At 47.2% G+C, this 12,994-nt stretch carries 12 protein-coding genes; 5 read left to right on the top strand and 7 right to left on the bottom strand.

What is annotated here, in order from left to right:
- Positions 1-138: 138 nt before the first annotated feature.
- The 3 genes from EL84_RS17865 to EL84_RS17855 all read left to right on the top strand — a co-directional run bounded on the left by EL84_RS17865 (position 139) and on the right by EL84_RS17855 (position 2,515).
- Positions 139-1,137 (top strand): YpdA family putative bacillithiol disulfide reductase, encoded by a 999-nt coding sequence (locus EL84_RS17865; RefSeq protein ID WP_036609210.1) that lies wholly within the window; start codon positions 139-141, stop codon positions 1,135-1,137.
- Positions 1,138-1,142: 5 nt separating this feature from the next.
- The gene (locus tag EL84_RS17860) at positions 1,143-1,586 is read left to right on the top strand and encodes a DUF441 domain-containing protein (RefSeq protein ID WP_047842532.1); all 444 of its coding nucleotides are present in this window, start codon (positions 1,143-1,145) and stop codon (positions 1,584-1,586) included.
- 416 nt (positions 1,587-2,002) lie between these two features.
- Positions 2,003-2,515 (top strand): hypothetical protein, encoded by a 513-nt coding sequence (locus EL84_RS17855; RefSeq protein WP_036609214.1) that lies wholly within the window; start codon positions 2,003-2,005, stop codon positions 2,513-2,515.
- Between the two features lie 99 nt (positions 2,516-2,614).
- On the opposite strand, the gene EL84_RS17850 is transcribed toward EL84_RS17855, so the two are convergent.
- Positions 2,615-3,064, bottom strand: a complete 450-nt coding sequence (locus tag EL84_RS17850; RefSeq protein WP_047842531.1) for an NUDIX domain-containing protein — start codon at positions 3,062-3,064, stop codon at positions 2,615-2,617.
- A 76-nt stretch (positions 3,065-3,140) separates the two neighbouring features.
- A complete protein-coding gene (locus tag EL84_RS17845) occupies positions 3,141-3,437 on the bottom strand; it encodes a HesB/YadR/YfhF family protein (protein ID WP_036609218.1) in 297 nt (98 codons plus the stop codon).
- Between the two features lie 485 nt (positions 3,438-3,922).
- Here EL84_RS17845 and EL84_RS17840 point away from each other — a divergent pair, with 485 nt between their 5' ends.
- Together EL84_RS17840 and EL84_RS17835 are read left to right on the top strand one after the other, a co-directional pair.
- On the top strand, positions 3,923-5,668 hold the full coding sequence (locus EL84_RS17840) for an ABC transporter ATP-binding protein (RefSeq protein ID WP_036609220.1): 1,746 nt from the start codon (positions 3,923-3,925) through the stop codon (positions 5,666-5,668).
- A 12-nt stretch (positions 5,669-5,680) separates the two neighbouring features.
- Positions 5,681-7,771, top strand: coding sequence for an ABC transporter ATP-binding protein (locus EL84_RS17835; protein WP_047842530.1), 2,091 nt, complete (start codon positions 5,681-5,683; stop codon positions 7,769-7,771).
- A gap of 184 nt (positions 7,772-7,955) precedes the next feature.
- Here the strand turns inward: EL84_RS17835 and EL84_RS17830 are convergent, their stop codons facing one another.
- The 5 genes from EL84_RS17830 to argS all read right to left on the bottom strand — a co-directional run bounded on the left by EL84_RS17830 (position 7,956) and on the right by argS (position 12,723).
- Positions 7,956-8,582 (bottom strand): YdcF family protein, encoded by a 627-nt coding sequence (locus EL84_RS17830; RefSeq protein ID WP_047842529.1) that lies wholly within the window; start codon positions 8,580-8,582, stop codon positions 7,956-7,958.
- Positions 8,579-9,124 (bottom strand): hypothetical protein, encoded by a 546-nt coding sequence (locus EL84_RS17825; protein ID WP_053061520.1) that lies wholly within the window; start codon positions 9,122-9,124, stop codon positions 8,579-8,581. Before EL84_RS17825 ends, EL84_RS17830 begins: the two co-directional genes overlap by 4 nt.
- Before the next feature lie 99 nt (positions 9,125-9,223).
- Positions 9,224-9,934 (bottom strand): hypothetical protein, encoded by a 711-nt coding sequence (locus tag EL84_RS17820; RefSeq protein ID WP_047842528.1) that lies wholly within the window; start codon positions 9,932-9,934, stop codon positions 9,224-9,226.
- Positions 9,931-10,986: an ATP-binding cassette domain-containing protein gene (locus tag EL84_RS30890; RefSeq protein ID WP_053061519.1), complete on the bottom strand. Its 1,056-nt coding sequence runs from the start codon at positions 10,984-10,986 to the stop codon at positions 9,931-9,933. The genes EL84_RS17820 and EL84_RS30890 overlap by 4 nt, the downstream gene beginning before the upstream one ends.
- A gap of 6 nt (positions 10,987-10,992) precedes the next feature.
- The gene (gene argS / locus EL84_RS17810; RefSeq protein WP_047842527.1) at positions 10,993-12,723 is read right to left on the bottom strand and encodes an arginine--tRNA ligase; all 1,731 of its coding nucleotides are present in this window, start codon (positions 12,721-12,723) and stop codon (positions 10,993-10,995) included.
- Positions 12,724-12,994: the final 271 nt, after the last annotated feature.

The following is a 12,994-nucleotide window of genomic DNA, read 5'->3' as shown; positions in this document are numbered from 1 at the left end:
GATATTAGTCTTTTCTTCTCTACACGTCAACTCCTTTGGTTTCAAGTAAGCTTGTCTAATTAAACTCCACGCTCGAACTGGCATTGGCTCGTTATTTACGGTAGGATTATATTGCTTGAAATAAGGAGGATTAAGAACATGGAAGATGTCATTATTATCGGCGGAGGCCCATGCGGTCTGTCTGCTGCCATTGAATGTGAGCGGCTGGGACTGTCCGCTGTGATCGTTGAGAAATACAATATCGTTCAATCTATTTATCTGTATCCAACCCATATGCAGTTTTTCAGCACAGCCCCGCTGCTTGAGATCGGAAACGTTCCGTTCAGCACACCTAATGATAAACCGTTTCGTTATGAAGCACTTGCCTATTATCGTAGGGTAGCCGAACATTTTGGTCTGCGTGTTCATAACTATGAGGAAGCCCGTGAAATTAAACGCAAGGATGATGGTACGTTTGAGGTACATACGCTCAATCGCCGCGGGGAAGCCATCGTACATGTTGGACGCAATGTAGTTGTAGCTACCGGTTATTTTGACCATCCTAACTATCTCGGCATCCCTGGAGAAGATAAAGATAAGGTAACCCACTACTTCCGGGAAGCCCACCCGTATACCCGTACACGTGTCGCCATTATTGGCGGAAGCAACTCAGCCGTGGATGCGGCCATGGAACTGGTTCGGGTCGGAGCACATATTGATATGGTTTATCGCGGCAGTGGTCTGTCCCAGCATATTAAACCATGGGTACGTCCGCTATTCGAGAGCATGGTGACAAAAGGTCATATCACACTCCACCTGGAATCACGCGTGAATGAAATACTGGATGATTCGATTCGCCTGATACACGCGGATGGTTCCACTCGGGAACTGGATAATGACTTCGTACTGGCAATGACCGGTTTCCGTCCAGATCGTCAACTACTCACGTCGGTAGGTGTGGAGATGTCTGATGATATGGATAAACCTCTATATGATGCACAAACGATGGAAAGCAGCGTACCTGGTGTATATGTGGGCGGAGTCATCGCTTCGGGGCGTAATGCCAATGAAGTCTTTATTGAATCCGGGCGCTGGCATGGACGTTACATTGCGGAACATATCGTTAGCAAACAACGTGGACAGACTGAAGGGAAATGAAAACAATGGATATGACTTCCCTGCTGTTGCTCGTATTTGCGGCTCTCGGGATTATCAGCAGCAACACACCTGTGACCGTAGCGATGGTATTTCTGTTGTTGCTACGAGTCCTGAACCTGAATCAGGTATTTCCATGGCTTGAAAAATACGGACTTACACTGGGCATTATCATTCTGACCATTGGCGTGATGGCACCTCTTGCCAGTGGAAAGATGAGTCTGCAGACGATCGGTGAGTCTTTCCTGCACTGGAAATCGCTGCTCGCCATTGGCGTAGGATTACTGGTGGCATATCTCGGAGGACGTGGTGCTACGTTGATGGGTACACAGCCAACTGTCGTTGCAGGGCTGTTAATCGGAACGGTACTTGGGGTTGCCCTATTCAAGGGTGTACCTGTGGGTCCATTGATTGCGGCGGGAATTTTATCATTGCTGCTGGGCAAATCCTGAATCAAATTGTGAAGCTTGTGACCTTACATGCTATGCAGATTGGCTGTATTTCCCACCGTTGTGTGATATACTTCTATTCATGCAAATCATGTACACGAGTCTACAGCAGAATAATCCACATTAGAGGTTGTTCAAAAAGTCCGCTTTTGATTACGAAGGATGCCTAAAGGCATCATCAGCATCGAATATGGAATTCAGCCGAAATAAGCGGGAGGCTTACGAAGTATGTTTCCTTTGGAAACATTGCGGTTGCTCACGTAGTTTTCCCTACGCTCCGCTACTCCATTTCTAGCTTCATCCCATCTTCTCGGTACTGAAAACCGTCCTATTTGAACACGTACTATTATGGTTATGCTGTTGCATAAACGTATAGATTCACTTTGCAACTATTAATGGCGCAGGAGGATTAAGGAACCATGTCACGTCAGTTTATTACAGAAGCCGTGATGGTGGCGATTTACGGTCAATTGCTAGCGCCGCCCGCGCCTGTTGAATATATTGTTCCTTATACCACCATCCTTGAGCTATATGAATTCCAAACCAGTCCTGATCCCATGATGGATAACCCGGCAGATGATCAGCATGTGAAATCCAAAATCAATGAAATGATTTCTTATTTCGAGGAACCGCTGAATAAGAAAAAAATAGAGCGTGCGTTACTTGTTCCATGGGCCAAAAGCCCCTCCATTTTATTTGGTGACCAAGTATCCATTGCCATTATCAATGCAATAGATACGGCACAGTACGGGGAGTATTTCGATCCCATTGAGACCGAACTGCTGCTGACATCTCAGCGCCTGAGTATCCCGATTCTCACCGATCAGGTTGAACTGATTGCACGCATAATTGAGTCTGAATCACCTGTACAGGTATTCGATATTGATGATTTTGATTTTGCGATGGATGATGAACCACTGGATCAGGTGTAATTCATGCTCTGAGCACCAGAATCGGATTTTTTAAAAAATGACCTTGGCATCCACTTTATCGTGCATGCCAAGGTCATTTTTTTGCGGTCAACACTTATTTTATTCTGCAATCTCCCGCGCTAACAGGATTCGGCTAATCTGATTAAGAAGTGGTAACGACTCCAGCGCAAAAAACTTCAGACCTGCATCACTATTTACACGCGACTCCACAAGGTCATCCTGAATGATCACTGTCCGAAACATGGCAATGACATAATACTCTTCATCTCCGCTTGAATGCAGATACCGAAGGTCAGGCCCCGAATAGAGACCTTCCAGTGTCATGGTATCAGCAGTCCAACCTGTCTCTTCCCATAACTCCCGATGTGCAGCATCTTCAATAGCCTCACCCGGGCGCATCTCACCTGCTGGCAACCGCCAGTGACCATGTTCAGCATGCTGAATCAGCAGTAATTCACCTTGTTCGTTCTCAGCCCGCACCGCCGCTTTTACAACAATATGAGAGCGTTTTGCGATATACTGGGCCAAATCTCGTGGTGGCAGATTCACTGCTTATCCCCTCCTCCTACTCGGAAGCCGGTGGCGACCTGTAATCCATCTATTGCTTAGCAGAATACTTCAAGGATTAGACTTCGGTATAACGATATTCGATATCCTGACCTTCATCAACGATGTCCACATGCAGTTGGTGCCCTTTCAGATACCAATAATCGTGATCTTCCATGAAGAATTGAATCCCCGACACTTCGGTTTGATCCGCAGGATGTCTCGGTTTCTCTACAGCAATACCTAGCGAAAATCCAGGGTGAAGACCTCCGCCAGAGCTATAACGTGCAAAAAATCGAATGCTGTCTCCCTCGTTCAAATTCAGCTCTTCCTTGTACCAGCGAGCAGCTTGATCGGATACATGTATGGTACTCATTTGGTGTCAGCTCCTTCTGTATATATATGTTCCATCATATCTCGACAGGGACTTGAATACAAACCCGAGTGACCACATAAAGACAAAATAAGTTGTGAAAAATGTTTGACAGATTGTAAAAGCCGGTGTTAAGATGCAAACATACGAGGTCTACATTGTATTTATTTCCAAAAAAAGAAAGGGTGATTACGGTGTTTAACAAACATATGATAGGTCAATTCAGCACACAACTAAATACCGGAGCACACCCGAAATCATTATTCCGTTCATAAGTCGGCATGACAGGCGATCTTTCATTAGAACCTCTGTGATGTATACTCACAATCGAACTTATATATGGTGACGGCTCTGTTCTCTGAGCCATGCTGCCGTATGATTATATGAAGACATACCGCCTGCGTGCGGTATGTCTTTTTTTGTGGGTACATTTCGGCATTCATGAACGGAATTTGCATTTCTCGGACATCGAAAGGAAGGGATAACACTTGTTCTCTGTACTTAAAAACCTGGCCTGGTTCTTCCGGCTGGAACGCAAACGATACCTAACCGGTGTCATTTTGCTTATTCTGGTGGGCATTGCCGAACTGCTGCCTCCTCGTCTTCTTGGTAATGCCATCGACGAGATTGTGCGCGGTTCCATTACCGGCACCTCACTTACGCGTTATATTTTGCTTATTCTAGGAACGGTCATCATTATCTATCTGGTTACATACGTTTGGATGCACAAACTGTTTGGTGGTGCCAACCTAGTGGAGCGGCTGCTTCGTTCACGCTTTATGGACCACTTGTTACGGATGACTCCTCCCTTTTTTGAGAAAAACAGAACAGGAGATCTAATGGCTCGGGCCACCAATGATCTTCGTTCCATTGCCACTACAGCAGGCTTCGGCATGCTGACCTTAACAGACTCTACAGCCTTTCTGGCCACCGTATTGTTCGCCATGGGTTTCCTGGTTAGTTGGAAACTGACCTTGGCGGCAATCCTGCCATTACCTTTTATCGCCATTGCCATGATGATCTATGGTAAAGCTGTACATCAACGTTACACCCTGGCACAGGATGCATTCGGAGATATGAACGATCAGGTGCTGGAATCCATCGCCGGGATTCGTGTCGTGCGTGCTTATGTGCAGGAACGTCTGGACGAGAAACGGTTCGCCGACGTGACCGAAGATGTGTATCGCAAAAACCTGGCTGTTGCCAGAATGGATGCCCTATTTGAACCCACCATCCGCCTCTTCGTTGGACTCAGTTATGTGATTGCACTTGCCTACGGCATATATCTTGTATTTCATAATGAAATTACCCTGGGGGATCTCGTATCGTTTAACATGTACCTGGGGATGATGATCTGGCCCATGTTTGCCATCGGCGAATTAATTAACCTGATGCAACGTGGTAGCGCTTCGCTTGATCGGGTCAACGAGACTTTATCAGTAGAACCTGCCGTACAAGATGTGGAGCAACCTGCTCACGTTACGAATCCGGAAGAAATTGCGATGCAGGATGTTACATTCCGTTACCCAAGTTCCACTGTCGACAATCTCAGTCATATCAGCTTTTCGCTACGACGGGGTCAAACATTGGGTGTTGTGGGTCGTACGGGTAGCGGTAAGTCTACTTTGCTCAAACAACTGCTTCATGAATACCCTGCCGGTTCGGGCACATTAAGCATCTCGGGTCATCCGATTCAGGATATCGCCAAAGATGACTTGCACAGCTGGATTGGGTACGTACCACAGGAACAAGTTCTGTTCTCCAAATCAGTTCGTCAAAACATTCAATTTGGTCAACCTGGGGCCAGTGATGAAGTCATCATGGAAGCCATTCGTACCGCTGCTTTTGACGGGGATCTGGGGACTTTGTCCGATGGACTGGATACACTCGTTGGTGAAAAAGGAATCTCTCTGTCAGGTGGACAGAAACAGCGGGTATCGCTGGCGCGTGCCTTTATTGCTAATCCTGATATTCTGATCCTGGATGATGCCTTATCTGCGGTCGATGCACGTACTGAAGCCAAAATCATTGAAAATATACGCAACAAACGCTCGGGCAAAACCACGCTGATCTCGACTCATCGCCTGTCTGCTATTGAACATGCTGACCGAATCATCGTACTGGAGCACGGGAAAATTACGGAAGAAGGCACTCACCAGGAATTGTTAGCCATGAACGGCTGGTACCGTGAACAGTATGAACGGCAACAGGTCGAGTCCAATCTGTCCACGTAGGAGGTCAATTCATTGAAGTCTAATACAGGCAAAAGGCTGCTTGATTACGCCTTGAAAGCCAAAGGAACATTTATCGCTGCATTAATTATGCTTACCATTGGTGTTGCGGCCGAGCTTGCCGGGCCGTTCATCGCCAAATCCATGATCGATAATCACTTGCTCGCGATTGAGCAGCCTTTCTATGAGACAACAGCTTCTGATGAAGCCGCAGTCTACAACGGTAAGAACTACAAACGCGAAGGCTTGTTCGAACCGGATGAAAACAAAGGTTCCGAAGTGCGGGTATTACAAGCCGGCAGAAGTTTTTATTTTGTAAACGAACCGGTAAGCGCACCTGACGGGGACCGCACATATACGGATGGAACCCTCACGGTTACACGCGCAGGTGAGGTAACAGGCCAATATGCGGCAACACCCCTGTCCGCGGGTGAACTGTTTGCTTTTTACAAACCAGAGATGCCCAGCATCTATCAATTAATTGTGTATTACATGATCTTCCTCGTGATCTCGGTCATTATGGAGTTTGGTAAAACTTTCTGGCTGCAATCCTCGGCCAACAAGGTCATTCAAAGACTGCGTAACGATGTGTATGCCCATATTCAGCGACTGCCGGTGCACTTTTTTGATAACCTGCCGGCAGGTAAAGTTGTATCTCGGGTCACAAACGACACAGAAGCCGTCAAGGATCTGTTCGTTGCTGTTCTTTCGAACTTTTTCTCAGGAATCATCACGATTACAGGTGTGTATGTCGCACTCTTCCTGCTTGATGTTCGCCTGGGTCTAATCTCATTATTCGTTGTGCCGATGCTCATTACGTGGATTGTGCTCTATCGCAAATTCGCCACTCGCTACAACACGATCATTCGATCCCGACTGAGTGAAATCAATGCAATCATTAACGAGTCCATTCAGGGGATGTCCATTATCCGCGTATTCCGCCATCAGAAACAAACCAAACAGGAATTCGAAGATCTGAATGATGACTATATGAAACACCAGAACAAAATGCTGAACCTGAATGCCTTCACCTCACACAATCTGGTTAACGTATTACGGAATATCGCCTTTGCGGTGGTCCTGTGGTACTTTGGTTCCAGTGTGCTGGATGGCACAAGTATTATCTCATTAGGTGTTCTGTATGCCTTCGTTGATGTTCTGGGTCGCTTGTTCCAGCCGATTACCGGTATGGTGAATCAGCTCGCCAACCTGGACTCCTCCCTCGTATCCGCTGGTCGCGTCTTTGAGCTGATGGATGAAAAGGGAGAAGCCGTAACCGATGGCTCTATGCCAAGATACAAAGGGAATGTTGTCTTCGACGATGTATCCTTTGCCTATAAAAAAGATTATGTGCTCAACAACATCACGTTCAAAGCATCCCAAGGTCAGACGGTCGCTCTGGTCGGTCATACCGGTTCGGGTAAAAGCTCAATCATCAACCTGCTGTTCCGGTTCTATGACCCGCAAAAAGGCAAGATCACGATTGACGGTCAGAACGTCAAAGATCTGCCTAAACAGTGGATTCGCGAGCATATGGGGATTGTATTGCAGGACCCGTATCTGTTCACAGGCACAATTGCTTCCAACGTCAGTCTCGGCGATGAGAAGATCTCCCGTGAACGAATTGAACAGGCGCTGCGTGATGTAGGCGCTGAACGTATCCTGGCTCATTTGCCTCAAGGCTTTGACGAACCTGTCATCGAAAAAGGAAGTACATTGTCTGCTGGACAGCGTCAGTTGATCTCCTTTGCTCGTGCACTGGCGTTTGATCCGGCCATCCTCATTCTGGATGAAGCGACAGCCAATATTGATACGGAAACGGAAGCATTAATTCAGAACGCACTCGAAGTCCTCAAAAAAGGACGTACCACCTTCATCATTGCTCACCGTCTCTCCACTATTCGTTCGGCAGATCAGATTCTGGTTCTGCATCGCGGGCGTATCGTTGAGCAAGGTGCACATGATGAACTGATGGAGCTTAAAGGCCGCTATTATAAGATGTATCAGCTTCAACAAGGTGCGCAAGCAGCAGCGAGTGCAACCAACGGAAATCCGTCGGGTGAGATCATTCCAACCTCAACCTCCTTTGCCGGAGGCAATGCATAACAGAGTAAAACAGAAAGCTCTTTAAGTAACCGATCAAAATGATGTACTCGACGGCAAAACAAAAACCGATCTACACAGCTACCTCAGGGTTTGCGGTGTAGATCGGTTTTTGTGTATTTTCATCTGGAGGCATGTTCCGTTACTGTTTATTTCGTCCAGACAAAAAAACAATCCGCGTGCAACCTCATGGCTGCTGCGGATTGTCTATCCATCCTTTGATCGTATATCCCATATACATCACGGTCTCTCTTGCGAGAAAAGGAAACTTGCTGCGCCAGGTTCGATAAGCCGTTGTTCGTGTCGGAGAAGGTACGGCATCCATACCCAGTCCGGCAGCCAGCTTCATGGCACGTTTCATATGTAATGGATCACTCACAATCGTATAGGTTTGATAACCGGCCTGTTCACCAATTGGAATTGAATTGACCAGATTCTCCTCGGTAATTCTGGATTTGGTCTCGATGCGAATGTCCGCAGGATCTACTCCATGTGCGATGGCATACTTCTGACCCACTTCAGCTTCCGTATGTTCTCCATCATCACCTGACCCGCCTGTGAAAAGCAGATTACGAACGGTACCCTGACGGTATAATTCAATCCCGTGTTCAATACGTTCGCGAAATACAGGTGAAGGGTTATCCCCCGCCACGGCTGCGCCCAGAATGATTGCTGCATCCGATATCCTGGATGAATCCTCATCCGTATATGTAGATATACGGATTGCGGTAACCACAGTCCACAGGATTCCAACCAATACTACAGCCAGAACCGTCTTTAATATCCAGCGTTTCGTTATCCGTTTGCTTGTCATTCATCCTCTTCCAAAGCCCTTGCTTGCATACTCTCGGTATGCATACGCTCCAGCGTTTGCAGAGCTGCTGCGGATTCGGCATCCAGACCAAGCTCTGCGATCCAGGCACCCGTATATTGCTGAAGACGGATCTCCAACTCCTGTGCACGGTCTTTGAAATCCTCCAATTCCTTAATCATGCGTGATCGTCCTTCCGGACTGAATGTCTCGTGAATTCGTTCCTTGAAATAATGATGTACGATACGGTTACGTTGCTGCCATAACTCATTCAACTGGCGAGTCTCTTCCTCAGAGAATGTAAAATGATGGCGCACTTCGTGAATGAGCTGCCCCAGTGAACTGCTCATCTTTCGTTCGTACAGATCTTCCAGATCCTCTTCAGACACGGCTTTGCCCTGAGACATTTTCATTAATAAAATCAGATTGACCAGCTGCTGTTCAAGCGCCTGCCCGTAGTACACTGCCAATCCGTAATAGGCAAACAATTCCCTGGAGTGTTCGCTGTCCAGCATGTCACCATTCTGGATATCTGTATTTTGCATATGCGAGCGCCCCCTTCAACCGTACAATGTTAACTATTCCATGTCCCTCTATCCTAACCAAACCAAGAGCAACATTCAAGTTATCGGGAAGCGCGTCTTCTAACTCCGCAGATCTCTTCTTCCGGACAGCCACACATGGATGATTAGTAACCCTAATGCATAGAGCACAGTCCACAGCATAACCGAAACAAAAGAGTCCATCTTTGATTCATCAAATAACATCATCTCACGAACCAGATAAAAAGCTGGCGGAAGAATGCGGCCAAGCCATTCTAACGATTCAGGCAAACGTTCACTTAAGGAACCTTGGATAAACGATAGTAATAATACAATAATGAGAGCAGGCATACTTCGACTAAGCAAGGGAATGTACGATTTTTGAAAGAATACACTAATGCCCAATCCCAGCAACGATAACCCCAGATGTCCTAACCAAGTCATCATCCACTCCTCACCTGTAGGTTGTTTCTCGAACATTCCCGCGAACACGGGATACAGCACAGTGATTGCGGTGAGCATGAATTGCATTATCCAGGCACAGATGAGTTGACTTGTTACCACCTTACGCCTGCTTCCTGCATGAAGGACGAGTAATTGATACTGCTTTGCAGGTTCGGTATTCATCACCATTACTCCGAGCCAAGCAGCTGCCAGAAATAACAGCATAGCCGTGACACTGTAACTGTCCGCAATAGGGTTGGGTTTGTAGGAATAGATCAGCAGCATGGCGATGATATAAAAGATAACCGGTGCAAAATATTTCTGTGAGCGAATGTGATGCCTTAACAAATATCGGGTCAGATAGATCATTTGGCTTCTCCCCCCGCATCATCCATGGAAGAGCTTAAGTCCACAGATTCTGTGACACCTCTACGACTCGCATGTACAGCTGGATGTTGTCCTTCCAGCAGACTTTCCATATGTAATTGACTTTCTTCCTGTTGTACAGACACAACCGAACCTCCGGATGCCAGAATCATTCTGAGGACATCATCTGTTGATTGTTGAACCACTTTCCAATCCCACAACCAGGAATTGGATTTCTCCGAGTTTGTATTACGAACTAAAGACAGCACTCCCGGTTGTTGTACAATAGATAGATCGTTAACCAGATCCTCTCCAGCTTTCGTCAGACTTTGAATACATACAACGGGTTCGCCAGCTTGAAGTATATCTTCACGACTCCAGTAGCGGAGCACGCTGCCTTTTTTCAACACAATCACCTGGTCTGCCAAACGTTCAATTAGCAACGGTTCATGACAAGCTGTAACGATGGATGTCCCTTCATCCTTCCATTGTCCCAATAAGGATACCACTGCCTCTTGAGCTGGAATATCCAAGCCTGATAAAGGTTCATCCAGCAACAAAAGACCACCCGGTCCAGGTAACAGGGCCTGAATCAAATTCACTTTTTGCAGTGTGCCCTTCGATAATAAGGGTAACTTCTGATCGATCGCGGTATCCAGATATAAAAGTTCACTAAGTTCTCTAATCCGCCCACGCAGTACTTCGGGGCTAATGCCCCGAATACGACCCATATCCCACAAGTACTCTCCAGAGGTAAAGGGTAAACGTGGCAGACCATCTACTGCATACCCATCAGAACCCTTCATTGTGCGCTGGATCGATCCTGTATCGGGTAACAAAATACCTGCCAACATACGTAGCAACGTACTTTTGCCAGAACCGTTTCTGCCAATAAGTACAGCACATTCTCCCTGCTTCACTTCCAGATTAATTTCATCAAGTACTTGAGCATTACCTAATCGCTTGCTCACTCGTTGAAGCAACATACCTCGACCTGATGAGTCTGGTACATCTTGATTGGCTTTCTTGAAAAGTCCACGTGTACTCCTTATCACCTGGGATCACATCCGCTCTGGAGCTTGCACACCTAGCAAATGTAAACTGTACGCGAGGCGTTCGGCAGTCCGTTTGGCCAATGCCACTCGGAAGGATCTTACATCAGATGACGCATCCGCAATGCGTTCGGCGTGATAGAAGCGGTTGAACGCTTGAGCGACATCTATTGTATATTTGGCAATGACCGAAGGCTCATTCCGATGAATTGCTTTTTCCAGATACTCGGGATAATCACCAAGCAGTTTCAGCAATGCCCATGAGGTATCTCCGATAGGGGGTAGAGTGGTTACTGTGTTATTCTCACCATCCGCAAGGCTGGGGTTAGGCAGAGGGTTTTCATTTTCCACGGGGATCGCCTCTTCTGCCTTGGCAAGCACACTTTGAATCCGGGCATGGGTATACTGCACATAAGGTCCGGTCTCTCCTTCAAAACTCACCGCATCCTCCAAGGAGAAGTCCACATCGTTTAACCGATTATTACGCAGATCACCGAAGACAATGGCCCCTACACCGACCGCCTCAGCCACCTTCTGAGGGTTCTCCAGATTCGGGTTTTTCTCCTGAATAATTTGCAAAGCACGAGCAACTGCCTCATCCAACACTTCCTGCAAAAAGACGACTTTACCGCGGCGGGTAGACATTTTCCGTCCCTCAAAACGCATTAATCCAAACGGGATATGTTCACAATTCGCAGACCATTCATGACCCATCCGGGATAGGACCGCAAATACCTGCCGGAAATGTAACTTCTGCTCGCCTCCGACCACGTATAACAACCGATCTGCCTTCATCACCTCATGACGATAGACTGCCGTAGCCAAATCCCGAGTAGGATAGATTGTTGTTCCATCTTTTTTGATAATCAGGCACGGGGGCATGTTCTCATCTTCCAGACGTACCACGAGTGCTCCATCACTCTCTTCAAGTAAACCTTTTGCCTTCAGTTCTTCAACCACTGCACCCATCTTGTCATTGTAAAAGCTCTCCCCCAGCGTATGGTCGAACTGCACATTCAGACGTTCATACATCCGGTTGAATTCCTTCATGCTCACTTCCACAAAGAACGCCCATAACCGCTGTGCTTCATCATCCCCTTGCTCCAGCTTGCGGAACCAGTCGCGTGCCTCAATCTCCAGAGAAGGATCGTTCTCCGCCTCATCGTGGAAGCGCACATACAGTTCCAGTGACGTACGGATCGGGTCTGCCTGCAACGCTTCATCATTGCCCCACCGTTTATACGCTGCGATCTGCTTGCCAAACTGGGTTCCCCAGTCTCCCAGATGATTCACACTTACAGAGGTATAACCCGCTTCGTTATACAACCGATACAGTGCTGCACCGATTACAGTAGAACGCAAATGTCCGATTCCGAAGGGTTTTGCGATGTTAGGGGAAGACATATCAATCACAACACGTGAACCTTGACCAAGCTGAAGCTTACCAAATGCCGCATTCCCCAGTTCTTTCAGCAGATTCGGCGCGAGCTTCTCCCGATTAAAACGGATATTTACATACGGCCCGGCGGGATTCGCTTCAATTCCAGATGCCTGCAATCCCGTTGCGAGCTCAGTTGCAATAACTGCCGGTGCTTTCTTTAATAACTTCGCTAATGCAAAACAAGGGAATGCTGCATCCCCCATCTCCGCCTGAGGTGGGACTTCCAATAATCTCAGAACCTCTTCTTCATTCAATCCCGTTAAAGGGGCAATATCGGCCGCAGCCTGCTTCATCAACATGCCAAACACTCCTTATCCATTCATTATTGGCTGAAAATAAACACAAAAAAAGCTCTCGTCTCTAAATAAGAGACGAGAGCTGACTTAACAGTTCCCGCGGTACCACTCTAGGTGAACAGCTTACTCTTAATATGCATCAACATGCATACCAGTAGAACCTGTTCCGCTCGATGCGTATAACGGTCGCAAGCCGGGTTACCCTCAGACAGATATGGCCTATCCCCAATCGGGGTACGTACCTCTTTTCGGATAACCATCTCACGGGTGCGGT

Origin of the sequence: Paenibacillus sp. VT-400 (assembly GCF_001029205.1) — a bacterium.
Taxonomy (GTDB): Bacteria; Bacillota; Bacilli; order Paenibacillales; family Paenibacillaceae; genus Paenibacillus; species Paenibacillus amylolyticus.
Note: the sequence above shows the minus strand (reverse complement) of the source record. Positions and strands in the feature narration are given on the sequence as shown.

Bases quoted from the DNA above. Each gene is read 5' to 3' on its own strand.
- EL84_RS17865 (WP_036609210.1), top strand. From the start codon at position 139: ATGGAAGATGTCATTATTATCGGCGGAGGCCCATGCGGTCTGTCTGCT.
- EL84_RS17860 (WP_047842532.1), top strand. From the start codon at position 1,143: ATGGATATGACTTCCCTGCTGTTGCTCGTATTTGCGGCTCTCGGGATT.
- EL84_RS17855 (WP_036609214.1), top strand. From the start codon at position 2,003: ATGTCACGTCAGTTTATTACAGAAGCCGTGATGGTGGCGATTTACGGT.
- EL84_RS17845 (WP_036609218.1), bottom strand. From the start codon at position 3,437: ATGAGTACCATACATGTATCCGATCAAGCTGCTCGCTGGTACAAGGAA.
- EL84_RS17830 (WP_047842529.1), bottom strand. From the start codon at position 8,582: ATGACAAGCAAACGGATAACGAAACGCTGGATATTAAAGACGGTTCTG.
- EL84_RS17825 (WP_053061520.1), bottom strand. From the start codon at position 9,124: ATGCAAAATACAGATATCCAGAATGGTGACATGCTGGACAGCGAACAC.
- EL84_RS17820 (WP_047842528.1), bottom strand. From the start codon at position 9,934: ATGATCTATCTGACCCGATATTTGTTAAGGCATCACATTCGCTCACAG.
- argS (WP_047842527.1), bottom strand. From the start codon at position 12,723: ATGTTGATGAAGCAGGCTGCGGCCGATATTGCCCCTTTAACGGGATTG.